This is a genomic window from Mycobacterium malmoense (assembly GCF_019645855.1).
GTDB classification, from domain to species: Bacteria; Actinomycetota; Actinomycetes; order Mycobacteriales; family Mycobacteriaceae; genus Mycobacterium; species Mycobacterium malmoense.
This window is the reverse complement of record NZ_CP080999.1, coordinates 3081310-3106781: the sequence shown is the minus strand read 5'-3', so window position 1 is coordinate 3106781 and position 25472 is coordinate 3081310. Positions and strand designations below refer to the sequence as shown.

The following is a 25472-nucleotide window of genomic DNA, read 5'->3' as shown; positions in this document are numbered from 1 at the left end:
ATTTAGCTGCTAGTCAGGGGCAGTTGTGTCCCTGGTGAGGTGGGGTGGGCAGGAAGCCGGAGACGAAACTTTGTGTCGAGGGATACCGGGCGGGAGGCGTGTTGAGTCGGCGGCGGATGGTGAGCCTGTTGTATCGAAAGCGGCGGGTGGGTACGTGGGGTCTTATCGGGGTTTGCTGGTTGTGTGGGACGGGTGTGGGCAAATGTGTGTTGGGGTGCGGCTGCTGGTAGTTGCGTGTTGAACTAAAATTCGGGGGGGGGGTTAACTCCAGGCCTTCATAAATCTCTGCAAGCATTGGCTCCTTTACTTCGTATAGTTTGCGTGACTCAATGTCTGCCGGGCCAACCTGACCGATCTCACCTCAACTCGACCGAAATTAATGTGGTTCTCAGCTACCTTCTGACCATCCGAATTCGACTCACCGTTCAAAGGAGATGGTCGTGGATCTCGCAGCCCGCCCCACTGTCACCGCCGCAGCCGCGTTAGCCAGCGCCGCTGTCCTGGCCGTAGGCCCGATGGCCCAACACCTGCCCAACCTGCACCTCCCCGCCGTGAGCATCTCGGGCATCCAGCTCACCGACGCCAGTAGTGCCATGGTGGACTTATTTGCCGGCGTGGAAACCGAGCTTTCATCGTTCGCAAGCGGGGCGACCGCAGCGGCTACGGTGCCCTCGAGCCTGCTGACCGACGTGGTCACCCCGTTCCAGACCTGGATTAACGCGTTCTCGTTAGCGGGAACCAATCTGCAGTACATTCTTAACCAATGGAGTGCTGTCCCCTTCCCGGTGCTGCAGCAGGTCGCGGCGAACGGAGTCGACTACGCGAGCGAATATGTCAGTGCTCTTCAACAAGTTGCGCTATACCCCGCCACCTGGCTCCCCACCTGGGGGCCTGCGGTTCAATCGGGCCTTGCCGACATCGCGGCGGGAAATGTCGCAACGGGAGTATTTGATCTCTACCAAAATTTGATTCAAGAACCATTTGCATTCGGTGTCGGAGAACTTCTAGGGACACTGCAGATCCCCGTACAGATCACACAGAACATCGCCAACGCGACAAACTATGCCGTGAATCACGGCGTCGTCACGCTCGGTCAATATGGGACCACCACTCTTTGGACCGAGTCGGTCCATGGGCTTGCTACCGGCTTGCAAACCGTTTATGACTCATGGACCGCAGGTGACCTGGCGGGGACGGTGAGCAATCTCGCTAATGTGCCCGGCCTAATAGGAAACGCCTTCCTCAATGGCTTCCAGCCGAGCCTCACCAGACCCATGACAGGTGGCTTGCTCAGCAGCAACGCGATTCCCCTTGGGACAGGCAACCAGACCGGCTTCCTTAACCAGCTGTTAAACGGTGTCGACCCAGGTCTCGCCAACGCAATCGTTGCCCCGAATGCACAGAACATCGTGGGTGGCGGCAGCCTCATGACCGCAATCCAGAATCTTGGCAACCAGCTGATCAATGGGTGGCCCTCATTTAATGCTGCGATTAGCAGCATCACGAGCGACATTTCTGGCACATTGACCTCAATGCTGCAAAGCCTCCCGTCGGTCCTGTCAAGTCTCCCGTCGACGTTGGGCACCATCGCAACCCAGCTCGGCACGATGATCATCAACTTGCTCAAGATGCTTTGAGTCCGCTAACGGTCGCCGATGCGAGCCGGTGACCGCCAACGGCGATTGGCTCCCTTCTCACCGAAGGGGGCCAATCGTTGTACGCCCAGCATGGGTATTTGCTGGGAGGTGTGAGACCTCATGGGGAGAAGGTGGTTTAACTGCGAGTCAGGGGCAGCTGCGTCACTGTGAGGGGCAGGCAGGAAGCCGGAGGCGAAACTTTGCACCGAGGGTACGAATCGCATATGAGGCGTGCGAGCTGGGGTGGGCTAGCAATGCCGGCGGAAATGCGTGGAGAGCCGGAAGGGCTGAGCGTTAGGAATCGACGGTTCGAAGTGCTGCTCAGTGGCGCGGCTGGTGTCGTGCACAGGTACGTATCGTCGGTCGCTGGTACGGCAGGGATGATTCCCGAACTCGGGAGTGGGTAACGGAAACCGCCGATGCTGCGGTTCTGTGCCCTTGGCTCCGATAGCGGCAAATACGGATACAGAGTAGGCTACTAATATGTCTACATCGACGACGACAATCCGGGTATCGGTCCGGACTCGTGACCGCCTCGTCGCCCAAGCCCGTCAACGGGGGATCTCGCTTGCCGGACTGGTCACCGAACTCGCGTCGCGCGCCGAGCAGGAAGCGGTTTTCCGGGCCGAGCGGGATGCCACTCTCGCCGACGCGGGCATTGCTGGAGTGCGTGAGGAGGATCGCGACTGGGACGACACCGCGGGCGACGGCATTGCCTGAGCCGCGTCGCGGCGAGCTGTGGCTGGTCGCCCTCGGCGCAGCCCGCGCTGGTGGGCCCGGCAAACATCACCCAGCGGTCGTGGTTTCCGTCGATGAGATTCTCACCGGCCTCGACGACGAACTCGTTGTTGTGGTGCCGGTGTCGAGTTCGCGTTCTGGATCGCCGTTGCGCCCACCGGTTATGCCGGCCGAGGGGGTGGACACGCAGAGTGTGGCCGTGTGCCGTGACATTCGGGCAGTAGCCCGCAGCCGTCTAGTGGAACGGTTGGGCACCGTCGCACCCGACACGATGCACGGGATCGAACACGCCCTCGGCCTGATCCTGGGCGTCGACACCGGTCTCAGCCCCCCGTCGTGGTGAAGGGGCCTCGATATGCGGAACCATATCGACGTCCGTCGTCACTCGCTCCATCACGAGGCCGGCGCCGGCATCGCTATCGAGCACTGCGGACGGACTGGGGTAGTCACCATGCCCGCTATCGCGTCACAGCGGCAATTAGAGTGGCGACTTCTCGCAATCCCGTGGCGCTTTCTCGTGTATTAAGAGAACCCGCCAGATCCAAAAAGACCGCCGCACGTGGGGTGATGCCATCTGCAAACGCATCCTCGACGCTCACCCCGCGCAAGGTGACGTTTCCTGAAGGATCCTCGATCAGTCCGAAGTTCTCCTGCAAGGTTTCCAACTCCGGCAGCGGCAGATAGCCATCGAGACGTCCGAGACGTCGCGTCGCCCCTGCCAACCCCAGCACCCTTAGCTGTGTGTCATCCACAGCCGAACCACCAGTGGGAACTATGTGCGCACCGAGGTCATCGAGCGCGGACTCCCGACCGCGAAAATGCCTCACCCGGGCTCGACGCATCGCAAGGTGCTCAAGTTCTTCGGCCGTGGTCTTTCGAAGTCGATGCATTAAGCGCGTTCGCTCCGCCGACGAGAGCCAACCCGCCTCTTTCCCCGACAGAAGATTGAGAGCCGCCCACGCGACCCTCTCCGACCAGGGCCGTCCCGGGCGTCTCCGCTCGCGCGCTAGCCGGCGCACTGCCGCTGCATCGAGCACCAAGGTCCTCCCCATGTAACGCGAACCCTGAATCCTGCCTTCAGCAGCCAACCGACGCACTTCACGCGGCGACACACCCAGAATCCCGGATGCGACATGTGAGGTTATGTCGGCCATGCACATATAGTCTTTTATCGGAATATATGTGTCAATAACTCCACTTCAAAGCATGTGATCGGCGATTCTCTGCACGATTGGAAAGCTCGTCGTCGCCCGCCGGTACGAATCCGGTCCGGATGGCTGTCAGGAGGCCCCTAGCAGGCTGGCGGTTTGGCCTTTACGGCCCGCCGAGCTGGACATAACTAAGAAGAACCTGAGTTCGCGGGACTTTCGATGGGCATTAACCGATCACTTCGGAGACGTGTCGTCTAGCAATCTTTACGAAGCCGAATAATCACTGTTAGCAGAGCTGTGATCGTATGACAGCAACGTGTATCCGGCGCACTGATAGTTCAGTTTGAAAGTACCTACCGGTACAACCGGGCCCCGCGCTCGCTCGGCACTCAAGATAGCTACGCCCATTGCTACATGGCCGTTTGATTCGTTATATAGCGAATTTCTTAGTTTGCTGCGGCGCACTTCGGAAAGCGGGTATCCGACGGGCCGCGGTGCCCATGTGTCATTAGGCGCCAACGCGCGAAAAGGCGTCAACCCCGGCGATCATTTGCCGACGCAACACGTGCCGGACCGGTGGACACGTCAAGCAGCACCAGCGACGCCGGGCCCAGCCTGGTTGTGGTCTCGGCCGTGACCCGGCGGCCCGGTGGGCGCATATGCGGCCGGGTCGGCGGCGATCTCGTCGGCGTTGACGACGACGCTTCGCGGTAGCAGCGGTGCGAGCGCGTGAGTTCGACAAAGGTCGATTTGCCGGCTCCGTGGGGTCCGACGACTAGGTCGAGGCGGTCCATCGGGGCGGCGATGTACAGTCGTGGCCCGGTGAAATTCCTCCACAGCACGCGAATGATGTGAGTGGTTTTATATGTTGCCGAGTTTTAGGCGTCGGGTTTCGGTGATGGCCCGTTCGGCGGCGGTGTCTCGGCTGTAGCGGTCGACCATTTGTCGGGTGCGCCAGCCGGCGACTTGCATGAGTGAGCCTTCGGTGCCACCGAGGGATAGGTATCGGCTGGCGAAGGTGTGCCTGAGTCTGTGGATGTGGAAGCCTTCGATGCCGGCTGTGGTGGCGCGTGCCAGGAGCGCGATCCGCAGGCCGTGGTACCCCAGCTGGGTGCGGCCGCCTGTTTCCGTGAGCCAGAGTGCTGGTGTGTCACCGAGCGGGTGGCGTTTGCGTACGTGCAGGTAGCGGTCGATGGCCTCCCCGGTGTGTGTTTCGAACGGGACGTGACGGCCTTTGCCGCCCTTGCCTTTTCGGATGGTGACGACGTTGGCGGTGAGGTCGACGTCGTGTATTACTAGGGCGAGGAGTTCGCCTGCGCGCATTCCGGTTTCGACGAGTAGGCGCAGGCAGGCCTCGTCGCGGCGGTCGTGGAGTCCCTCGCCGGCGCAGGCCTCGAGCATCAGGCGCAGTTCGTCGTCGGTGAGGCGTTGCACGATTTTCGTGTCGATCTTGGGCGGTTTGAGACCGTGGAAGGGGTTGTGGTCGATTTCTCCTTCCTCGGCCAGCCAGGCGGCGAAGCGGCGGACGGCCTGTTGGCGGATGCGTGCGGTGGCGGGTTCGGCGCCGGAGTCGAGGATGTGGGTGGTCCAGCGCTGTAGGGCGGGTTTGGTGAAGGGGCGCTCGTCGGGTTCGGCGGCGCACCATGCGAGGTAGTGGCGCGCGCCCCGCAGGTAGGAGTCGATGGTGTAGGGCGCTTTGCGGTCGGCGTGCATGGCCAGTTGCCAGCTGGGCAGCAGTGCCACCAGGTCATCGGGTGTGGCGGCGGCGGCAAGCATTTCAGAATGATAATAATTTTTGGTGCATCGTGGGTGGGTTTTTTTGCTGCGAATTCATAAGACTTGCAGTTAATTAGCGGGTTTTTTGCGCGATCGGCTCAACATATTTCTTAGGTATGTTCAGCTGGCTCGCCATTAAAACCGATCAAAGGAGATGGTCGTGCAGCTCGCAGCCCGCCCGCACATCACCGCCGCAGCCGCGTTAGCCAGCGCCGCTGGTCCGATGACCCAGCATCTGCCCGGCCTTCAGCTGGCCCAACGCCTACCCCGCCCTCGGCGGCATGGGTCAACACGTTCCAGGCAGCGGGCAAAAACCTGCAGACAATCGTCAATTTGATCTAAAAAATTCCCGTTCCCGATTTTGCAGCAGGTTGCCGCCGGCTGGGCCGCCTGTGGGGACATTTACTTATGTGTTCCGCGAAAGTCGCTAGCGCTCAATTCTTTTCAGGTCCGTGTCTCAAAGCATCGTTTTATCGACTATGACAGGAAGGCTCGCAGATGAAACGCAAGCAGCACAGTATGAGGCGTCATCGCCGGTCGCTGAAGGCGCAGACGCGTCACCGGGGCCGTGTGGTCGGTTTGGGTGCGGCTGCCGGCGCTTTTCTGACCGCCGCAATGGCCCCGCTGCCCAGTGCTCCTCCCGCGCGTGCGGGTGTGCTGGACATGATCATCGACCCCATCATTCAGCCCGTGATTGGGGCCGCCAGCCAAGCAGCCCTTGAGGGCATTAATGCGGGCACCGCGGCTCTTGAGGGTGTTACCGCGGGGACCACGGCGGCTCTCGAGGGCCTTGGTGCCGGCACGGCCGCTTTCGACGGCATTCATACGGCCGCCCTTGAGGGCATTACTAGCAGCATCAATGCGAGTGCCGCCGCCTTCAATGTCGGCGCGCTGGGCACCAGCCTCGATGGCGTGCATGCCAGTGCTGCTGCCGCTCTGAATGTTGGCGGCCTTGGTGCGGCGGTCTCGGCCGCGGCGGAGTCTCCTCGAGCTGAGCTGAACCAGCTCGTGTATGGAGCGTTCGACAATTTCTATAGCGCGATTTACACGGCCGGCCAGTCGTGGATTGCCAGTCCGATCGGTCAGGCGGTGGACGGGCCGGTCAATGCGCCGTTCGTGGATTTATTCGGGCGCGATCTGATTGGCAATGGTGTCAACGGCTTCACCGGAGCGAACGCCTCGCCGCTTGGCCAGTTCGGGCTCAACGGCAGCCTCCACGATGGCGGGTTTTTGTTCGGCGATGGCGGGGCCGGTGCGACCGGTACCGCCGCTCATACCGCCGGATTTGCCGGCGGTGCCGCCGGCTTGATCGGCAACGGCGGCATCGGCGGGGCCGGCGAGTCGGGTGGCAGGTTTGCCGGCGGTGCCGGCGGCAATGGCGGCTTGCTGTTCGGTAACGGCGGCGCCGGTGGAGTCGGCGGTACCGGCATCAACGCCGGTTACGGCGGCAACGGTGGTGCCGGCGGTGGCGGCGGCTTGCTGTTCGGTTACGGCGGCAACGGTGGTGCCGGCGGCCTCGGTGGCCCCAATAACGGGAGTTCCGGCGGCAACGGTGGTGCCGGCGGTAACGGCGGCCAGCTGGTCGGTAACGCGGGCGCCGGCGGTGTCGGCGGCAACTCCGGCGGTGCAGCCAGGGGTTACGCCGGCTACGGCGGCAACGGCGGTTTGGGCGGGATGCTGGCCGGCAACGGTGGCAATGGCGGCGCCCGCGGAGCCATCGGCGCCTACGGCCGCGGTGGTGTCGGCGGCCTCGCCGGGATCCTCGGTGCGGCCGGCCTCGCTGGTGGAAACAGTTAATACCCCCTTCGAACATCCAGACCACAAACAGCAAAGGAACAAAGCGCATGCAACAGCTAACAGCCCTCCGGCCCCTCGCCACCGCGGGCGCCGCAGCGATAGGCGCTAGCGTGATCGCCCTGACGCCGGTGCTCTCAACGGATGTCGCGTCTGATCTCCAGCGCGGCACTGTCGCTATCCAGCACCGCGCGATAGAGCTTGCCGATACCGTCGCCAACCCCATCCAAACTTGGATCGACACTTTCCAGGCGGCGGGCATCAATATCCAGTCGCTTGTGACGCAATTTCAAGCGCATCCCTTCCCGGGGTTGGAGCAGGTAGCCGCCAACTTTTTGCAGTACGGAGTCGATTATGTGAGCCCGTATCATACGGCCGTAAACGCCGCTGTCAATTACTTCCTCGGGACTGGTAGTTCAGATTTCGTACCGCGTATTCAACAGGCATTGGCTGAAGCGGCGGCGGGCCAGTTCAGCGGCAGCAGCGGCGCGGTTCAAACCCTGGTGGGGGCTTTGTATACCAACCCGGTCATACAAGTCTTAGAACCACTCGAAACGATTCCGCAAATCCTTAATCCCATCACGCAGAACCTCGCGAACGCGACTGATTACCTGACAACCAATGGTATAGCAGATATTGGCGTATTTTTTGTCTTCGGCTTGCCCGTCGTGTTCGAACAGACACTCGGCACGAGCATCCAAAATGTTTACAATTCATTCACCGCCGGGGACGCGGTGGGGGCTCTGATCAACGCGGTTGATATTCCCGGCGCAGTGACAAACGCGCTCCTCAACGGATCCTACAGCGGCGGAAACTACTTTAACGGCTTGATCAGTGACGGAAGCGGTCTTGCCAAAACCCTGTTTCTAACGATCCCACAGCAACTTACTCCCGAGATCGTCGCCCCCGGCGCCCAGAACATCATGAGCGGCGGCAGTCTCTTGACTGCGTACCAGGACTTCTTTAACACGCTGACCAATGGCTGGCCCACCGCGCAGGAAGTGTTCAATAATCTGCTAAACGTCATTGATTATGCGCTGAGTAAATCTAGTATCTCGGCCGCGGCGGCGAACGGGGGCGACTTTGCGGCCCTGGCGCCGGCGGCTAGTGCCATGGCTGGTTTGCCTGGTTTGTCGGCTGGTGTGCTCAAGGCGTTTGATCCGGCGGCGGTGACCAATATCGCGGGGTCGTTGGGTCCGTCGTTGGCGGCGGATATTGCAGGGTCGCTTGGTTCGTCGTTGGGAGCGGGTGTTACGGGATCGTTGGGGACGCTGGCCGGAACGCTGTCCGTCGACCTCTCCACGATTGCGTTCAACATCCTCTCAGCACTGTAAATCCCAGCAAGGCCTGCTGCCCGTAGTAGGTAGCCGGCAGGTGGCCCCCTTCGCGAGCAGAGGGGGGCACTTGCTGTATTCGGCGCACCGCCGATCAGCCGACCGCCGACACCGGCGTCAGCGCCTGTGTCGCCGAATCCCGCGAAGCCACCCGCGCGGTGACCGTGAATCCCGCCGCGACGATGACCGCCAGGGCCCACCACACGTAGGACGACCCGGCCAGTTGGCGCCACAAGTTCGCGGTCGTCTCGTGATGCTTGGGCAGCAGGTCGATCGGCGTCCACCTCATCAGCGCCACCCCGGCGGCGCTGAGCGCCGCCAGCGTGACGTTGCGGCGCCGCCAGCCCAAGATTCCCGTCACCAGCACCGCCGGCAGCGCCCAGACCCAGTGGTGCGACCACGACACCGGCGAAACCACCAGCCCGAACAGCGCGACGCAAACGACCGCGAGCGTCGGCTCGCCGGCCCGCAGCACCCGCCGCATCGCCCATACCGTCGCCGCCAGCACCAGCAGGCACGCGGCCACCCACAGCGGGAAGCGTTCGTGTTCGTCGAGCCCCAGCCGGGCAAGCGCGCCCACGATGTTCTGGTCGGTGTTCAGCGTGGCCTCACCGATCCGGTTGGTGTGGTGGACGGTGTGGGTCCAGTACTCCCACGAATCGTCCCAGGCCAGCACGAAGCCGAGCAGCGTCGCGGCCGCGAAGGACGCCACCGCGGTCAGCGCCGCGCGGTAGTCGCGGCGCAACAGGAAATAGAGCAAAAACACCGCCGGCGTGAGTTTGAGCGCCATGCCGAGACCCAGCAGCAGGCCCCGCGGCCACGGCGTGCGGCGCGGCACGCAGTCGGCGATCACCAGCGTCATCAACACGACGTTGATCTGGCCGAAGGCGAAGTTCGAGGTGATCGGCTCCAGCCAGACCGTCGCCGCGGCCGCGACGATGACGGCCAACCACAACCGGCGCAGCCACGCCGGGCCCGGCACCACGGCCGAGGTGTCCCACACGTCGAGGCGGGCCAACACGATCGTCGTCGAGACGATGAGCAACACCAACGTCAGCGCCGTGATCGCGACGCTGGCGGCCGGCATGTGCAGCCAGGAGAACGGGCAGAACACGATGGCCGCCAGCGGGGGATAGGTAAACGGCAGATCCAGCCCGATGGGTGTGGGGAACAACACATCGCCGCGGTAGAGCGGACGCCCGTCCAGCCAGGCCTGCCCGCCCATCTGATAGATGTCGATGTCGATGCGGTACGGCGTGTGCCCGAACAGTCGCCAGGCCACGTAGTTCATCGCCGCGGCCGCCAGCAGCCACAGCAGGCACCACAGCAACACCCGCCCGCGGCTACTACCAAGGAAGCCCACGCCGGGCGCCTGCCATCTACTCATGTCGAAAAACAGCGTAATCGCTGCCGCGCGCTGGCCACGTGTCGCAGCGCGGCTCCCGCAGCGCCGGGGAGTGCGGGCGTAGGTTTCAAAGGTGCTCCACTGGTTTGCGCCCAGGGTGGCCCGCTGGTTCGCGCATGACATCTATGACGGTGGCCGTCTGCCCCTGCTGTGCTGCCTGGTCGCCTTCATCCTGACGTTTTTCGTCACACGCAGTTTCGTGCGCTTCATCCGGTACCGGGCGGGCGCCGGCCGGCCGGCCAGATGGTGGCAGCCGCGCAACGTCCACATCGGGGGAGTACACATCCACCACGTGACGTTCGGGGTGATCCTGGTGATGATCTCCGGACTGACGCTGGTGACCCTGTCGATCGACGGGCATGAGCCCGAATTCACCTTGTCCGCAACGGTTTTCGGCATCGGGGCCGCGCTGGTGCTTGACGAGTACGCGTTGATCTTGCACCTGTCGGACGTCTACTGGTCGGAAGACGGTCGCACCTCGGTGGACGCGGTCTTCGCCGCGGCGGGAGTGGCCGGGCTGTTGATCATGGGTCTGCACCCGCTGATGTTTTTCCTGCCCATCTGGCAAGGCACCGATTCGGTGGCGCTGCGGGCCGCGGTGGGCAGCGCCATGGCGTTGACGTTGCCGCTGGCCGTGGTGGTGGTGCTCAAGGGCAAGGTGTGGACCGGTCTGCTCGGGATGTTCATCGTCGTGCTGCTGGTCATCGGCGCGCTCCGGTTGTCGCGCCCGCACGCCCCGTGGGCGCGGTGGCGCTACAGCGGTCAACCCGACAAGATGCGGCGCGCGCTGCAGCGGGAACGACGGCTGCGTCGCCCGGTCGTGCGGGCCAAGCTGTGGGTGCAGTGCGCGATCGCGGGCACCCCACGGCTGCCCGACGAGCGCACCGTCGACGCGCAGCTCGACCAAGACGTCCATCCGGCGCCACCGCCCGAGGGAACCGAGCCCATCCTGATCAGCCGTTAGGCTGCCTCAGTGCGGTACTTCTACGACACCGAATTCATCGAGGACGGCCGCACCATCGAGCTGGTCTCGATCGGGGTGGTCGCCGAGGACGGCCGCGAATACTACGCCGTCTCAACGGAATTCGATCCCGAGCGCGCCGGCAACTGGGTGCGCACCAACGTATTGCCCAAGCTGCCGCCCCCGGCGTCGCCATTGTGGCGCTCGCGCAGGCAGATCCGCTTGGACCTCGAGGAGTTCTTCGGGGTCTTTGGCCCCGGGGCCAAAGAGCCGATCGAGCTGTGGGCGTGGGTAGGGGCCTACGACCACGTGGCCCTGTGTCAGTTGTGGGGCCCGATGCCGGCCCTGCCGCAGGCGCTGCCGCGGTTCACCCGGGAATTGCGGCAGTTGTGGGAGGACCGGGGCTCCCCCCGAATGCCGCCGCGGCCGCGCGACGCCCACGACGCGCTGGTCGACGCCCGCGATCAGCTGCGCCGATTCCGGCTCATCACGGGCGGTGAGGGGCATTCGCCCTGATCAGCCGTTGATCGATCCCAGTTACCATGGACCGATGAACTGGACCGTCGACATACCGATCGACCAGCTGCCGCCGCTGCCGCCGCTGCCGGCCGACCTGCGGGCGCGACTGGACGCCGCCCTGGCCAAGCCGGCCGCCCAGCAACCCAGCTGGCCCGCCGACCAGGCCGCGGCGATGCGCACGGTTCTGGAGAGCGTGCCGCCGGTGACGGTGCCGTCCGAGATCGTCCGGCTGCAAGGACAGCTGGCCCAGGTCGCCAAAGGTGAGGCGTTCCTATTGCAGGGCGGCGACTGCGCGGAGACGTTCACCGACAACACCGAGCCCCACATCCGCGGCAACGTCCGCACCCTGCTGCAGATGGCCGTCGTGTTGACCTACGGCGCCAGCCTGCCGGTGGTCAAGGTGGCCCGCATCGCTGGCCAGTACGCCAAGCCCCGCTCGGCCGACGTCGACGCGCTGGGCCTGAAGTCCTACCGCGGCGACATGATCAACGGCTTCGCCCCGGACGCCGCCGCGCGCGAGCATGACCCGTCGCGGCTGGTGCGGGCCTACGCCAACGCCAGCGCGGCGATGAACCTGGTGCGGGCGCTGACGTCGTCGGGGCTGGCCTCCCTGCACCTGGTGCACGACTGGAACCGGGAATTCGTCCGCACCTCGCCGGCGGGCGCGCGGTACGAGGCGCTGGCCACCGAGATCGATCGGGGCTTACGGTTTATGAGCGCCTGCGGGGTGGCCGACCGCAATCTGCAGACCGCCGAAATCTATGCCAGCCATGAGGCTTTGGTGCTCGACTACGAGCGCGCGATGCTGCGCTTGTCGGACGCCGAGGGCGGGGAGCCGCAGCTGTACGACCTGTCCGCGCACACCGTGTGGATCGGCGAGCGGACGCGTCAGCTCGACGGCGCGCACGTCGCGTTCGCGGAGGTGATCGCCAACCCGATCGGCGTCAAGATCGGCCCGACGATGACCCCGGAGCTGGCCGTCGAATACGTCGAGCGGCTCGACCCGCGCAACAAGCCCGGCCGGCTGACGCTGGTGAGCAGGCTGGGCAACAACAAGGTGCGCGACCTGCTGCCGCCGATCGTCGAGAAGGTCCGGGCCACCGGGCACCAGGTGATCTGGCAGTGCGACCCGATGCACGGCAACACGCACGAGTCGTCCAACGGCTACAAGACCCGCCACTTCGACCGCATCGTCGACGAGGTGCAGGGATTCTTCGAGGTGCATCGCGCGCTGGGCACTCATCCCGGGGGCATCCACGTCGAGATCACCGGCGAGAACGTCACCGAGTGTCTCGGTGGGGCGCAAGACATTTCGGACACGGACCTGGTCGGCCGCTACGAGACCGCCTGCGACCCACGGCTGAACACCCAGCAGTCGCTGGAGTTGGCATTCCTGGTCGCCGAAATGCTCCGCGACTAAGCTCCCTTCCTGTCGCGAGCGTGCGTAGTTGTACCCGTTTTGCGGCGTGTCGCTATACAGACACGCACGCTCGCGGGGGGAGGAACTACAGCAGGCCGGTCAGGTTGCTGCCGATCGTCCACGCCGCCGTCGCGACCAGTCCGGTGAGCGCCAGCACGACCGCCACCCACACCAACACCATGCGCCGCGCGTGCTGACGGGCCCAGACGAATTCGCTCATCGGGATACCCGCGAATTCCCCTGATACCGGCTGGTATTCGTCGTCGGGCCCGGGGTCGGCAAGGGTCAGCTGGCGGGTGGGGTGGCGCTGGCTCACGCGGGTGTGGTGCAAAACCGCCGAGCGATGCTGGGCGGAGTTGCGCGGCGCCGGCACCCGAAAGCCCGGCAGCCCCAGTTCCTCGACGATCGCGTCCAGATCGGCGGCCATCTCGATCGCGTCGGCGTAGCGGTCGGCCGGGTCGCGGGCGGTCGCGCGCTCCACGAAGTCGTCGAATTGCGGTGGCACACCGTCGATCGCCGCGCCGGCCGGCGGCACGTCGGTGTCCAGCCGCTGGTAGGCGATCGACAACGCCGAGTCGCCGGTAAACGGTGTAAGCCCGGTCAGCAGTTCGTAGGCGAGGATCCCGGCAGAATAGACATCGCTGCGGGGGCTGGCCTGTCCGTTGCGCACCTGCTCGGGCGACAGATAGGCCGCGGTGCCCAAAATGACGCTGGTGGAGGTGATTCCGGCCGCCGCGACAGCACGGACCAACCCGAAATCGGCGATCTTGACGTCGCCGTCGTCGGAGATCAGCACGTTCTCGGGCTTGACATCGCGATGCACCAGGCCGGCCCGGTGCGCGGCGGCCAGCCCGCCCAGCACCGGGCGAAGCACCGCCGCCACGGCGTGGGGTGGCATCGGGCCACGCTCGGCCAGTAGCTCGCGCAGGGTGCCGCCCTCGACGAGTTCCATCACCAAAAACGGGTGCCGGGCGTCCAGGCCCTGGTCGTAGACCGCGACCAGCCCGGGATCCTTCAGCCGCGCGACCGTGCGGGCCTCGAGCCGGAAGCGGGTCAGGAATTGGTCGTCGCCGGCGTAGCGGGAGTCCATGATCTTCACCGCGACGGGGCGGTCGAGCCGTACGTCGACACCGCGGTAGACCGTCGAGGTGCCGCCGCTGGCGATCCTGGATTGGACCAGGTAACGGCCGTCCAGCAACGCACCCTCGAGCGCGTCTCCAGTCCCAGCTTCGGCCACGGGGCCATCGTAGGTGTGGCCCGCGGAACACGGGTCCAACGCGCCTGGCGCGGCCTACACTTGCGCGATGAGCAGTATTCCCGCCGGCGACGACGTTCTGGATCCTGACGAACCGACCTATGACCTGCCGCGGGTCGCCGAGTTGCTCAAAGTGCCGGTTAACAAGGTGGCTCAGCAGCTACGGGAGGGTCACCTAGTCGCGGTGCGGCGCGGCGGCGGCGTGGTGGTGCCGCAGGTGTTTTTCACCAACTCCGGTGAGGTGGTCAAAAGCCTGCCGGGGCTCCTGACGATCCTGCACGACGGCGGTTATCACGACACCGAGATCGTGCGCTGGCTCTTCACCCCCGACCCGTCGCTGACGATCACGCGCGACGGCACCCAGGACGCCATCAGCAACGCCCGTCCCGTCGACGCCCTGCACGCCCACCAGGCTCGGGAAGTGGTGCGGCGCGCACAGGCTATGGCGTACTGACCGGCGGCGGCCGATACAGCGCGTACCAGGCGGCCAGCGCGCACGCGGTGGCCAGCGAGAAGTGCAGCCACGAGTACATGCCGTGCGACCCGTCGGGTTTGAAGATCACCATGACCCAGGTCGACAGGCCGGCGATGGCCGCGACCGCCCGCCGCGACTGGGCCAGCGGGGCGGCCACGGCCAGCGGCCAGGAGTAGTACCACGGCAGGGCGGCGGGCACGAACAGCACCACGATCAGCATCGACCACGCGATCCCGGTGAGTGCGGCGCGGTCGTCGCGCCGAAACCGCCACCACAGCAGGGGCAGCGACACCGCGATGATCGCGATGCCGATGTAGCGGGTGATGCGCAGCGTGGCGTAGAAGTCGACCGTGTGCAGCCCGCCGCCGAGAACGTGGATCACGTTGGCGGCCGCAGTGGGCACGGACAGCCAGTTGATGATCTTCACCGATCCGGCCAGCGCGGTCAGCCACCCCAGGCCGACGCCGGCCACGGCGGACAGAATCCCGAACACCACGGCGAAGATCAGCAGGGATATCGCGGTCGCCGCCAGGAACGCCCAGGCGGGCCGGTACCCCCGCCGGTCGCGCAGGTGCCGCATCCACACCCACACCAGGAAGGGCAGCGAGATCCCGGCGGTGGCCTTGACCGCGATCGCGACCGTGATCGCGACGGTGCCCAGCACGTGGCGGCCCTGGAAGGTCAAGGCGATCCCGGCGGCCATCAGGCCCACCATCAGCATTTCGTTGTGCACCCCGCCCATGAGGTGGATGAGCACCAGCGGGTTGAGCACGCAGATCCACAGCGCCAGCGCGCCATTGGTGCCCAGGTGATGGGCCATTCGGGGGGTGGCCCAAATCAGCAGCGCCAGCCCGGGCAGCATGCACAGGCGCAGCAACATCGTCCCGGCGATCACGTGATTGCCGACGGCCATCGTGACGAGCTTCGCGATCAGGATGAACGCGGGGCCGTAGGGCGCCGTGGTGATGGTCCAGATGGGACTCACGTTGTCCAGCAACGTGTTCGGATTGGCTACCGGGCCGACGGCATAGGGGTCGAAGCCGTCGCGCAGCAGCGCGCCCTGGGCCAGATACGAGTAGGTGTCGCGACTGAACACGGGCACCGACAGCAGCAAGGGCGCCAACCAGAAACCGGTGGTCGCCCTCATCGTGAACTCGGTCGCGTTGCCCGCCAAGGCGCGTCGGCCCAGCATCACCCACGCGATCAGCATGAGGCCCACACCCGTCCACAACACGATCGACGACAGCACCAGGCCGTGCCCGAAGCGCAGCCAGGACAGGTGCAGTGACTCCAGCAGCGGGTCATGCGGCTTGGTGCTGCCCGCCCCCAGCCCGCCCGCGGTGATCAGCACCGAGCCCAGCAAGCCCAGCTTCGCCGGCCGCGCCTCCGGGGTGGCCGTGAACGCACGCAGTCGTGAAAACCGTTGGGCCGCAATATATTTCGTAGCCAGAGAATCGGCGGCCGGGGTGTGGGTCGGAGTCGACGGGGTCGTCATTGGCTCAGTCATCGGCTCAGGCGGACCGATTCGTGGCCACCCTGGCCAGTTCGGACAGCCCCGCTTTGGCCGCCGCGTCGATGGGCGCGGCCGCGAGCGTGGCCAGCGCCCGTTGGGTCAGCGCGGCAATGCGCCGCTCGGCCGCGGCCAGCGCGCCCACCGATTCGATGACGTCGCGCAGTTCACCCACCTGCGCGTCGGTCAACTTCGCGCCGATCGAAGTGCGTAACAGGTTGGCGGCCAAGGGATCCGACTTGTCCGCCAGCTCCAGGGCTTCGGCCAGCAGCACGGTTCGCTTACCCGACCGCAAATCGTCACCTGACGGCTTGCCGGTCACCGCGGGATCCCCGAAGACGCCCAGCACGTCGTCGCGCAGCTGGAACGCCACGCCGAGGTCCATCCCGAACTGGCCGAAGGCGGCCTGCACGTCGGGCCTGTCCGCGGCGGCGGCCACGCCCAGCTGCAGCGGACGTGCCACGGTGTAGCAGGCGGTCTTGAAGGTATCGACGTTCATCGCCGAGGCGATCGACTCGGCGGCGCTGGCCTCGGCGACGATGTCGAGGTATTGCCCGCCCAACACCTCGGTGCGGATCTCGGCCCACACCCGCCCCACGCGCCGCCGGGCTCCGGCCGGCAGGTCCAGCCCGAAGACGATGTCGTCGGCCCAGGCCAGCGCCAGGTCACCGAGCAGGATGGCCGCCGACGTCCCGAACCGCTCCGGTGAGCCCCGCCAGCGCCGGTCGCGGTGCAGCGCCGCGAAGCGGACATGGGTCGTCGGCTTGCCGCGGCGCGTCGAGGAGTCGTCGATCACGTCGTCGTGCACCAGCGCGCAGGCGTGCAGCAGCTCGAGCGCGGAAAACAGCCGCAACGCTTCGGGATCGGGGTCGCCGGTCGCCACGGCGCGCCAGCCCCAATAGGCGAAGGCGGGCCGCAGCCGCTTGCCGCCGTTGAGCACGAAATCCTCGAGAGCAGCGATCAGGACGTCGTAGTCGCCGCCGTCAGAGCCGCCGATGTAGGCCGCCTGGGCGCGCCGATCGCGCAGATAGCGCCGAAGTTGCTCGGTGATGACCCCGGTCAACTCGACGGTTGCCGCTGCCTCTGTGGCTTTTAGGCTCAGCGCGGCGCCCCTTTCTCATTCGCCATGTTCCTGGGCCGACAGTGTATGTCGCGTCGCCGGCCCCGGTTGCTTCGACTGGCTCACTATTTCGCACCTATGCTGGCGAGGGCGTCCCGGCGTTGGGCAGCCCGCACTAAATCACTGACGGAGAGGAGCCGCGTGACCCTCAACACCATCGCGCTCGAGTTGGTGCCACCCAACGTGGACGACGGCCCGGAGCGGGCGGTCGAAGACGCACGAAAAGTGGTGCGGTACTCCGCCGAATCCGGCCTCGACGGCCGGATCCGGCACGTGATGATCCCGGGAATGATCGCGGAGGACGACGACCGTCCCATCCCCATGAAGCCGAAGCTGGACGTGCTGAACTTCTGGTCGGTGATCAAGCCGGAATTGCCCGGGTTGCGCGGCCTGTGCACACAGGTGACCGCGTTCATGGACGAGGCGTCGCTGCGCCAACGGCTCACCGAGCTGTGCGCCGCCGGAATGGAAGGCGTGGTGTTCGTCGGCGTGCCGCGCACGATGAACGACGGCGAGGGTTCCGGCGTCGCGCCGACCGACGCCCTGTCGATCTACCGCGATCTGGTGGCCAACCGCGGCGTGATTCTGATCCCCACCCGCGACGGCGAACAGGGCCGGCTCAACTTCAAGTGCAACCAGGGCGCGACCTACGGCATGACGCAGCTGCTGTATTCCGACGCGATCGTGGGTTTCTTGACGGAGTTCGCCAGGAACACCGATCACCGGCCGGAAATCCTGCTGTCGTTCGGCTTCGTGCCGAAGGTGGAAAGCCGGATCGGCCTGATCAACTGGCTCATTCAGGACCCGGGAAACGCGGCGGTGGCCGACGAACAGGCGTTCGTCAAGAGGTTGGCCGGCAGCGAACCGGCGCAGAAGCGCAAGCTCATGGTCGACCTGTACAAGCGCGTGATCGACGGGGTCGCCGAGCTCGGGTATCCGCTGAGCATCCACCTCGAGGCGACCTACGGCGTGTCCGGGCCCGCCTTCCAGACCTTCGCGGAGATGCTGGAGTACTGGTCACCGGCCCAGCCGGTTTAGCTGGGCGGTTGGTCGCGCGGAGCGGTGAACCGCGGGGAGCGGTCGCGGCTGACCCAGGCCAGCAGCGCCACCACGCCCGCGGCCGCGAACGACGCGATGCCCAGCCAGACGCCCGCCCCGGTGAAGCTGCGGGTATTGGGATCGGTGTAGCGGGCCTGGGCGGTCATCGTGCTCACCACGCCCGGTTTGAGCTTCCACGACACCACGTCGGGCTCGACGCGATCGCCATTGGTGGAGGTCACCACGCCGGGAAAGGCGACGGTCAGCTCGACGTCGGCGTCGTTATCGGTCACCGACGTCAGATCCGCCCGGCCTTCCAACAGCACCAGATTGCCGTTGCGGCGCAGCGACAGATTCACCCCGGCGGCGTCGGAGTTCATGCTCGCCAGCTGCGGCAACTCGGCGAAGGTCACGTCGGAGAACACGGCCTGCGACCCCACATAGCCGTCGCTGTCGTAGTTGGACACCGCCACCTTCTGGCCGAACGGCAAGTTATTGGTGTCGAGCTGCGGACCGGTGTCCTTGGGGGTTTTCGGCTTGGCCGCCGCGATGATCTCCCCGGACACCAGGTCGTCGGGCGAGACGGTGATCGACGCCCTGACCCGCAGGCATCCGGTGGCCAGGGGCACGACCAGCAGCAACATCGCGCCGGCCAGAACGCGGCGCCGCCAAGACGTGACCCTGCGGGCGTGGGGCGGGGGAGGGCTGGCGCGCACCAGGTCATCGTGCCAGATCCGGTGCCCCGCCCCGCCGGGCCCGTCGGTTACAGCGGCAGCGCGCGGCCCAGGATCGCGAATGCCCGTGGGTCGCCGACGAAGTGGTAGCCGCGGATGATGTCCGTGAAGCCCAGCCGCCGGTACAACCGCCACGCGCGGTTGGATTCACCGTTGGTTTCCGGCGTGGAGAGCAGGACGTTCTTCTCGCCGCGGCCGGCGAGCAGCCGGCGGGCCAAGGCCTCGCCGAGGCCGCGGCCTTGGGCGCGGGGCGCAATGTGCAACTCCGTCAACTCGAAGTAGCTGCCCATCAGGCGGGCGATCTCCAGGGGCGGCAAGCCGCCGCGCTGCAAGCCCAGGACAACCTGCTGCTGCCACCATTGCCCGGGGGCCCCGGGGTAGCCGTAGGCCACGCCGAGCAGCGGCGCGTTGCTCAGTTCGGCGGCCGCTTCGGCCTCGACGACCGCCGCCCCCTGCCACCCGCGTCGCCGAACGTGCTCCAGCCACATGGCGGCGCGCTGGCTCTCGGTGCCCCGGGGGTATCGCATCGCGTCGACATATATCGCCAGGGCGTCGTTGAGGCGGCGCTCCATGTCGTTCGGCAGCAGATCGATGAGGAATATCGCCAACTCGCGTCGTCCTCCTCATCCGGTGATCCGTGTTATGGCTCCCGCCATTATCGGACCCGCGCGGGGCCGTTCGCCGGGCGGCCGCCGCAACGGGCCGGCGAACCACCGCGCTTCGCAAGCGGCTTGCAGCGCAGCGCCGTTGCGGCCCCCAACGGTGCCGGGATGCGACCGGGATAGAATCGCTGCCGAACCAGTGGTACGGCGCAGATTGACCTCGTATCATCTGAGTTAGTTGCCCTTATAACGGGCATCCGCGTGCTATCGATAGTTACGTGCCAAACTGTCGGCAAGGAGGGACGAATGCCACTCTCCGATCATGAACAGCGGATGCTCGATCAGATCGAGAGCGCGCTCTACGCCGAAGACCCCAAGTTCGCGTCGAGCGTCCGCGGCGGGGGGTTTCGCGCACCGACCGCGCGCCGGCGCCTGCAGGGCGTGGCGTTGTTCGTCACCGGTCTGGCGATGCTGGTTTCCGGTGTGGCGTTCAAAGCCACGATGATTGGAAGCTTCCCCATCCTCAGTGTCTTTGGCTTCATCGTGATGTTCGGCGGCGTGGTCTATGCGATCACCGGCCCGCGGTTGTCCGGCAGGCCGGACCATTCCGGATCGACGGCCGGGTCCGCGCGCCAGCGTCGCGCCAAGGGGGGCGGGGGCTCGTTCACCAGTCGCATGGAGGACCGGTTCCGCCGCCGCTTCGACGATTAGCGGAAACCAGACCTGACGGGGCAGCCACATCGGCTGCCCCGTTTTTTGCGTTTCCGAGTCTGCGGTGAGGGTGCGGATCGGCGTCGCAGTTGCCACGTGGACGCAGGCTCGGTGCCATCGCTGCAGGCTCGACGGTTCGGTTGGGCGGTGCGAAGCCACTGAGTGCCTTCCGAGTCCCTTCCGAGTCCCTTCCGACTCCCAATTGAGCCCCAATCGAGGCCGAGGTGCACGGTGCAAGCCCCACCGCGCCCCACTGAGGGGCCCACGCTCCCCCACCTGGGTGGTTTCATCCCTCTGAAGTGCGGTTTTTCGGCGCCACGAGCGGGCCGCGACGTCACCCCAGCGGGTCTCGGGCGGGCCCTGACCGGCCCTCGGTGGCGAATGACCGGGAAAACTCGGCGCCGACACCCCATCAATGGGGCAAAGTGGGGGATTGTGGGGTATGGTGGCTGAAGTGTTTGGGTGACGCACAGCCGCTTGGGCGGGAGGTGAATTCTGGTGTTTCTCGGCACCTACACGCCCAAACTCGACGACAAGGGGCGGCTGACGTTGCCCGCCAAGTTCCGCGACGCGCTGGCAGGGGGGTTGATGGTCACCAAGAGCCAAGATCACAGCCTGGCCGTCTATCCGCGGACGGAATTCGAGCAGCTGGCCCGCCGGGCGAGCAAGACGTCGCGGAGCAACCCCGAAGCCAGGGCGTTTCTGCGCAATCTCGCCGCCGGCACCGACGAGCAGCATCCCGACGCCCAGGGCCGCATCACGTTGTCGGCCGACCACCGCCGGTACGCGAACCTGTCCAAGGATTGCGTGGTGATCGGGGCGGTCGATTATCTCGAGATCTGGGACGAGCGGGCCTGGCACGACTACCAGCAGACCCACGAAGAGAACTTCTCCGCGGCCAGCGATGAAGCACTCGGCGACATTATCTGAGGCGCATGCCCGTGCATCGCGGTCTCTGCCCGAACCGACCCTGGCGTACTTCCCCAACGCCAGGTTCGTGCCTTCGGACAGGGACCCCGGTGCAGGGGCGTCGGCCCTCCGGTCCGACGGGTGCCGCCAGACCCGGGGAGGCGTTGCGGTGGCTGATGATTCAGATGATTTCGGGCACGTGCCCGTGCTGCTGCAACGCTGCGCCGACCTGCTCACCCCCGCCCTGACCCGCCGCCACGCCGACGGGTCGGGGGCGGTCCTCGTCGACGCCACCGTCGGGGCGGGCGGGCACGCGGAGCGGTTCTTGACCGAACTGCCGGGCCTGCGGCTGATCGGACTCGACCGCGATCCCAGCGCCCTGGAGATCGCCCGGGCCCGGCTGGCGCGGTTCGCGGACCGAGTCACGTTGGTGCACACGCGATATGACGGGCTTGCCACGGCGCTTGCCGAATCCGGTTACCCCGCAGCGCAATCGGCCGACGGGGTGCTCTTCGACCTCGGCGTCTCCTCCATGCAGCTCGACCGCGCCGAACGGGGCTTCGCCTACGCCCAGGACGCGCCGCTGGACATGCGGATGGACCCGTCGTCACCGCTGACCGCGGCCGACATCGTCAACACCTACGACGAGGCGGCGCTGATGGACATCCTGCGCCGCTACGGCGAGGAGCGGTTCGCGCGCCGCATCGCCACCCACATCGTCCGCCGCCGCACCCGCACCCCGCTGCGCTCCACGGCCGAGCTGGTCGCCCTTGTCTACCAAGCGATTCCGGCGCCAGCACGGCGCACCGGCGGGCATCCGGCCAAGCGCACCTTCCAGGCGCTGCGGATCGCCGTCAACGACGAGCTGAACTCGCTGCGCCGCGCCCTTCCCGCCGCCTTGGAGGCGCTCGCCGTCGGCGGACGCATCGTGGTGCTGGCCTACCAATCGCTGGAAGACCGAATCGTCAAGCGCGCGTTCGCCGACGCCGTCGCGTCGCGCACGCCGGTGGATCTTCCGGTCGAGCTTCCCGGCCATGAGCCGCGCTTCCGGTCGTTGACGCACGGCGCCGAACGGGCGGATGCGGCCGAGATCGAACGCAACCCTCGCAGCGCCGCGGTGCGATTACGGGCCGTGCAAAGGCTGGAGCACAGGGCGGAATCACAGCGGGCCACCGGGAAAGGCGACTCATGAAGGTAAAGCGCCAGACGCCGAAGCGCCGCGGCGGCAGCGACCTTCGCGGCGGCCGCGGCGGTTCGGCCCGCAAAAACCGGCGTGCCGCGGCCGACTCGGGGTCGCCGCGCCGCACGCGACCCGGAACCTCCTCGGCACCCACTCGCGAGGCCCGGCCGGTCGAACGGCCGGCCCGGCCCAAAAGCGCAAGCCAGGCCAAGGCGCGGGCCAAGGCGCGGAAGGCCAAGGCGCCCAAGGTCATTCGGCCTCGGTTGACCGAGCGTCTGGCCGCCCGGCTGGCGTCTATCGATTTGCGGCCCCGCACGCTGGCCAGCAAGGTTCCGTTTGTGGTGCTGATCATCGGGGCGCTCGGGCTCGGGCTGGGCCTCACGCTGTGGCTGTCTACCGCCTCCGCCGAGCGTTCTTACCAGTTGAGCCACGCCCGGGAGAAGAACCGGATGCTGCAGCAGCAGAAGGAGTCGCTGGAACGCGATGTCCGCGAGGCGGAGTCGGCGCCGGCGCTCGCGGAGGCGGCCCGCAAACAGGGCATGATCCCGACCAGGGACACCGCCCACCTGGTGCAGGACCCGTCCGGCAACTGGGTGGTGGTCGGCACGCCCAAGCCGGCCGACGGCGTCCCGCCGCCGCCGCTGAACACCAAGCTTCCCGACGCCGCCCCCCCGCCGCCCCCGAATCCGCTGGCCCTGGCCCCGGAGGTTCCGGTTCGGCTGGAACCGGCCCCCGGCGGTCCGCCCGCGCCGGCCAGGCCCGGACCGGAGGCCCTGCTGCGCGCTCCCGACGGTGCTTCGACGTTGGGCGGCCAACACCTGCCCGCACAGCCCGCTCAACCGCTGCCCGGGATGCCCGGTGGGCCGGTCACCGGGCAGGTGCCGGGCGTGCTGCCGCGGCCGGGGCTGCCGGCCCCGGCGCAACCGGCGCCCGCTCCCGTGCCCGCCGAAGTGCCGATTCCCCTGGGCGGGCTGCCCGTGCCGGTTCCCGCGCCGCTCCCCGCAGAAGTGCCGGTTCCGGTGCAGCCGGGGACGGCCCCCGCGGCCACCCAGCCCGCGGCCCCGCTCGTTCCCGGGATCCCTGCGCTCGCCCCGGGACCACAACCGGGCGTGCCGGCCAACGGTGAACAATTCGGGCCGCTGTCCGCTGCGACGCCGGGTGCCCCCAGGTGAGCCGCGGCGAGGACAGGCGGACACGCCGGTCGCGGTCGGCGCGGTCCACGCGCGGTCCCGGTAAACCGCGGGAGGCCAAGGCGATCCGTCAACCGAAGCAACCGAAAGCCAAGCAGGCCAAGAACACTCGGCCAGCCGAACGGGCGGACGCGGTGCCGGGGGGTCACTCGGCGCGGGAGCGGCGCACCCGCCAGATCGTGGAAGTGGGCACACGCGGCGCGTCGTTCGTCTTCCGGCATCGCGCCGGCAACGCCGCCATCGCGGTGTTGATGCTGGTGGCGGCGGCGCAGTTGTTCGCGCTGCAGGTGACAGAGGCCCCGGCACTGCGGGCCCAGGCGGCCGGACAGCTCAAGGTCACCGACGTGGAAAAGGCGGTCCGCGGCAGCATCATCGACCGCAACCATGAACAACTGGCGTTCACCATCGAGTCGCGCGCGCTGACGTTTCAACCCACCAGGATTCGCCAGCAATTGGAGGAAGCCAAGAAGAAGAACCCGGCCGCCCCCGAGCCGCAGGAGCGGCTGCGCGACATCGCCAAGGAGGTTTCGGCTCGGCTGAACAACAAGCCGGACTTCTCGACCGTCCTGAAGAAGCTGCAAAGCAACGAGAATTTCGCCTATCTGGCGCGCGCCGTCGACCCCGCGATTGCCAGCGCGATCTCCGACAAGTACCCCGAGGTCGGTTCCGAACGGCAGGATCTGCGCCAGTATCCGGGCGGATCGCTGGCGGCCAACGTCGTCGGTGGCATCGACTGGGACGGTCACGGGCTGTTGGGGCTGGAGGACTCGCTGGACTCCGTGCTGTCGGGAACCGACGGCTCGGTCACCTACGACCGCGGGTCCGACGGCGTCGTCATCCCCGGCAGTTACCGCAACCGGCACCGGGCGGTCAACGGCTCGACCGTCCAGCTGACCCTCGACGACGACATCCAGTTCTACGTGCAACAGCAGGTCCAGCAGGCGAAGAATTTGTCTGGGGCGCATAACGTTTCGGCCGTGGTGCTCGACTCCAAGACCGGCGAGGTGCTGGCCATGGCCAACGACAACACCTTCGACCCGTCCCAGGACATCGGCCGTCAGGGCGACCGGCAGCTGGGCAACCTGGCGGTGTCCTCGCCGTTCGAGCCGGGCTCGGTGAACAAGGTGATTACCGCATCCTCGGTCATCGAATACGGGCTCACCAACCCCGACGAGGTGCTGCACGTGCCCGGCTCGATCCAGATGGGCGGCGTCACCGTGCACGACGCCTGGGATCACGGCGTGATGCCCTACACCACCACCGGCGTGTTCGGGAAGTCGTCCAACGTCGGCACACTGATGCTGGCGCAGCGCGTCGGCCCGGAACGCTTCTACGACATGGTCCGCAAGTTCGGGCTGGGCCAGCGCACCAACGTCGGGCTGCCCGGTGAGAGCGCGGGGCTGGTGCCGCCCATCGACCAATGGTCGGGCAGTACCTTCTCGAACCTGCCTATCGGGCAAGGCCTTTCGATGACCCTGCTGCAAATGACCGACATGTACCAAACCATCGCCAACGACGGGCTGCGCATGCCGCCGCGGATCATCAAGGCCACCATCGCACCCGATGGCACCCGGACAGAAGAACCGCGCCCGGAAGGCGTCCGGGTCGTCTCGCCGCAGACCGCGCAGACGGTGCGGCAGATCCTGCGCGCCGTCGTGCAGCGTGACCCGATGGGCTACCAGCAGGGCACGGGGCCGGCGGCCGGTGTGCCCGGCTATCAGATGGCCGGCAAGACGGGCACCGCGCAACAGATCAACCCCGGCTGCGGCTGCTACTTCGACGACGTCTACTGGATCACCTTCGCCGGCATGGCCACCGTCGACAATCCCCGCTACGTCATCGGCATCATGATGGACAACCCGGAGCGCAACGCCGATGGCACGCCCGGGCATTCGGCCGCCCCGCTGTTCCACAACATCGCCGGCTGGCTGATGCAGCGCGAGAACGTGCCGCTGTCACCGGATCCCGGGCCGCCGCTGACATTGCAGGCCACCTAATCCAGGCCGCACCCTT

General features: G+C 66.6%; 22 protein-coding genes and 2 pseudogenes. 15 read left to right on the top strand and 9 right to left on the bottom strand.

Going from position 1 to position 25472, the window contains the following annotated elements; all coding sequences use genetic code 11:
• Positions 1-434: 434 nt before the first annotated feature.
• The 3 genes from K3U93_RS14410 to K3U93_RS14400 all read left to right on the top strand — a co-directional run bounded on the left by K3U93_RS14410 (position 435) and on the right by K3U93_RS14400 (position 2718).
• Positions 435-1637 carry a hypothetical protein gene (locus tag K3U93_RS14410; protein ID WP_071509018.1) on the top strand — a complete coding sequence of 401 codons (1203 nt, stop codon included), beginning with the start codon at positions 435-437 and terminating at the stop codon, positions 1635-1637.
• A gap of 483 nt (positions 1638-2120) precedes the next feature.
• Positions 2121-2357 carry an antitoxin gene (locus K3U93_RS14405; RefSeq protein ID WP_071509019.1) on the top strand — a complete coding sequence of 79 codons (237 nt, stop codon included), beginning with the start codon at positions 2121-2123 and terminating at the stop codon, positions 2355-2357.
• Positions 2350-2718, top strand: a complete 369-nt coding sequence (locus tag K3U93_RS14400) for a type II toxin-antitoxin system PemK/MazF family toxin (RefSeq protein WP_083012607.1) — start codon at positions 2350-2352, stop codon at positions 2716-2718. The genes K3U93_RS14405 and K3U93_RS14400 overlap by 8 nt, the downstream gene beginning before the upstream one ends.
• Before the next feature lie 115 nt (positions 2719-2833).
• On the opposite strand, the gene K3U93_RS14395 is transcribed toward K3U93_RS14400, so the two are convergent.
• From K3U93_RS14395 to K3U93_RS14385, 3 genes and pseudogenes are all read right to left on the bottom strand, one after another.
• Positions 2834-3127, bottom strand: a complete 294-nt coding sequence (locus tag K3U93_RS14395; RefSeq protein ID WP_139797206.1) for a hypothetical protein — start codon at positions 3125-3127, stop codon at positions 2834-2836.
• Between the two features lie 1053 nt (positions 3128-4180).
• Positions 4181-4320: pseudogene (locus K3U93_RS14390) on the bottom strand (ATPase); the annotation flags it as partial.
• Positions 4321-4387: 67 nt separating this feature from the next.
• Positions 4388-5302 carry a tyrosine-type recombinase/integrase gene (locus tag K3U93_RS14385; protein ID WP_230981261.1) on the bottom strand — a complete coding sequence of 305 codons (915 nt, stop codon included), beginning with the start codon at positions 5300-5302 and terminating at the stop codon, positions 4388-4390.
• A 936-nt stretch (positions 5303-6238) separates the two neighbouring features.
• On the opposite strand from K3U93_RS14385, the pseudogene K3U93_RS25390 reads away from it, so the two are divergent.
• A pseudogene (locus tag K3U93_RS25390) lies at positions 6239-7093 on the top strand (PGRS repeat-containing protein); the annotation flags it as partial.
• A gap of 116 nt (positions 7094-7209) precedes the next feature.
• Complete coding sequence (locus K3U93_RS14375) at positions 7210-8430, top strand: hypothetical protein (protein WP_139797205.1); 1221 nt, start codon at positions 7210-7212, stop codon at positions 8428-8430.
• 94 nt (positions 8431-8524) lie between these two features.
• Here K3U93_RS14375 and K3U93_RS14370 read toward each other — a convergent pair whose 3' ends face one another.
• Positions 8525-9817: a glycosyltransferase 87 family protein gene (locus K3U93_RS14370; protein ID WP_083012602.1), complete on the bottom strand. Its 1293-nt coding sequence runs from the start codon at positions 9815-9817 to the stop codon at positions 8525-8527.
• A gap of 115 nt (positions 9818-9932) precedes the next feature.
• Here K3U93_RS14370 and K3U93_RS14365 point away from each other — a divergent pair, with 115 nt between their 5' ends.
• From K3U93_RS14365 to K3U93_RS14355, 3 genes are read left to right on the top strand one after another with little or no spacing between them, the layout of a single operon-like run.
• Positions 9933-10799 (top strand): hypothetical protein, encoded by an 867-nt coding sequence (locus K3U93_RS14365; protein ID WP_176220080.1) that lies wholly within the window; start codon positions 9933-9935, stop codon positions 10797-10799.
• Between the two features lie 9 nt (positions 10800-10808).
• On the top strand, positions 10809-11312 hold the full coding sequence (locus tag K3U93_RS14360) for a polyadenylate-specific 3'-exoribonuclease AS (protein WP_083012600.1): 504 nt from the start codon (positions 10809-10811) through the stop codon (positions 11310-11312).
• Between the two features lie 34 nt (positions 11313-11346).
• A complete protein-coding gene (locus tag K3U93_RS14355) occupies positions 11347-12735 on the top strand; it encodes a class II 3-deoxy-7-phosphoheptulonate synthase (RefSeq protein WP_083012597.1) in 1389 nt (462 codons plus the stop codon).
• Between the two features lie 85 nt (positions 12736-12820).
• Here K3U93_RS14355 and K3U93_RS14350 read toward each other — a convergent pair whose 3' ends face one another.
• A complete protein-coding gene (locus tag K3U93_RS14350) occupies positions 12821-13972 on the bottom strand; it encodes a protein kinase domain-containing protein (protein WP_139797204.1) in 1152 nt (383 codons plus the stop codon).
• A gap of 67 nt (positions 13973-14039) precedes the next feature.
• On the opposite strand from K3U93_RS14350, the gene K3U93_RS14345 reads away from it, so the two are divergent.
• Positions 14040-14444 (top strand): Rv2175c family DNA-binding protein, encoded by a 405-nt coding sequence (locus K3U93_RS14345; RefSeq protein ID WP_071509036.1) that lies wholly within the window; start codon positions 14040-14042, stop codon positions 14442-14444.
• Here the strand turns inward: K3U93_RS14345 and K3U93_RS14340 are convergent.
• The gene (locus K3U93_RS14340) at positions 14431-15960 is read right to left on the bottom strand and encodes an alpha-(1->6)-mannopyranosyltransferase A (RefSeq protein WP_083012591.1); all 1530 of its coding nucleotides are present in this window, start codon (positions 15958-15960) and stop codon (positions 14431-14433) included. The two genes, K3U93_RS14345 and K3U93_RS14340, sit on opposite strands and share 14 nt — an antisense overlap.
• A gap of 16 nt (positions 15961-15976) precedes the next feature.
• Complete coding sequence (gene idsA2 / locus K3U93_RS14335) at positions 15977-17038, bottom strand: bifunctional (2E,6E)-farnesyl/geranyl diphosphate synthase (RefSeq protein WP_083012588.1); 1062 nt, start codon at positions 17036-17038, stop codon at positions 15977-15979.
• A gap of 198 nt (positions 17039-17236) precedes the next feature.
• Here idsA2 and K3U93_RS14330 point away from each other — a divergent pair, with 198 nt between their 5' ends.
• Positions 17237-18133 carry a mycobacterial-type methylenetetrahydrofolate reductase gene (locus tag K3U93_RS14330; protein WP_071509030.1) on the top strand — a complete coding sequence of 299 codons (897 nt, stop codon included), beginning with the start codon at positions 17237-17239 and terminating at the stop codon, positions 18131-18133.
• Here K3U93_RS14330 and lppM read toward each other — a convergent pair.
• Positions 18130-18777: a lipoprotein LppM gene (lppM, locus tag K3U93_RS14325; RefSeq protein ID WP_071509038.1), complete on the bottom strand. Its 648-nt coding sequence runs from the start codon at positions 18775-18777 to the stop codon at positions 18130-18132. The genes K3U93_RS14330 and lppM overlap by 4 nt on opposite strands.
• Positions 18778-18896: 119 nt before the next feature.
• Positions 18897-19475, bottom strand: coding sequence for a GNAT family N-acetyltransferase (locus K3U93_RS14320; protein ID WP_071509031.1), 579 nt, complete (start codon positions 19473-19475; stop codon positions 18897-18899).
• A 300-nt stretch (positions 19476-19775) separates the two neighbouring features.
• Here K3U93_RS14320 and K3U93_RS14315 point away from each other — a divergent pair, with 300 nt between their 5' ends.
• The 5 genes from K3U93_RS14315 (at position 19776) to K3U93_RS14295 (ending at position 25456) form a co-directional block, all read left to right on the top strand.
• Entirely contained in the window at positions 19776-20180 is a 405-nt protein-coding gene (locus tag K3U93_RS14315) for an SCO2097 family morphological protein (protein ID WP_071509032.1), read from the top strand.
• Between the two features lie 498 nt (positions 20181-20678).
• Positions 20679-21110 (top strand): division/cell wall cluster transcriptional repressor MraZ, encoded by a 432-nt coding sequence (mraZ, locus tag K3U93_RS14310; RefSeq protein WP_071509033.1) that lies wholly within the window; start codon positions 20679-20681, stop codon positions 21108-21110.
• Complete coding sequence (gene rsmH, locus K3U93_RS14305) at positions 21085-22281, top strand: 16S rRNA (cytosine(1402)-N(4))-methyltransferase RsmH (protein ID WP_139797202.1); 1197 nt, start codon at positions 21085-21087, stop codon at positions 22279-22281. Before mraZ ends, rsmH begins: the two co-directional genes overlap by 26 nt.
• On the top strand, positions 22278-23441 hold the full coding sequence (gene ftsL, locus K3U93_RS14300) for a cell division protein FtsL (protein WP_220688539.1): 1164 nt from the start codon (positions 22278-22280) through the stop codon (positions 23439-23441). The genes rsmH and ftsL overlap by 4 nt, the downstream gene beginning before the upstream one ends.
• Positions 23438-25456, top strand: coding sequence for a peptidoglycan D,D-transpeptidase FtsI family protein (locus tag K3U93_RS14295; RefSeq protein WP_083011001.1), 2019 nt, complete (start codon positions 23438-23440; stop codon positions 25454-25456). The genes ftsL and K3U93_RS14295 overlap by 4 nt, the downstream gene beginning before the upstream one ends.
• Positions 25457-25472 lie beyond the last annotated feature (16 nt).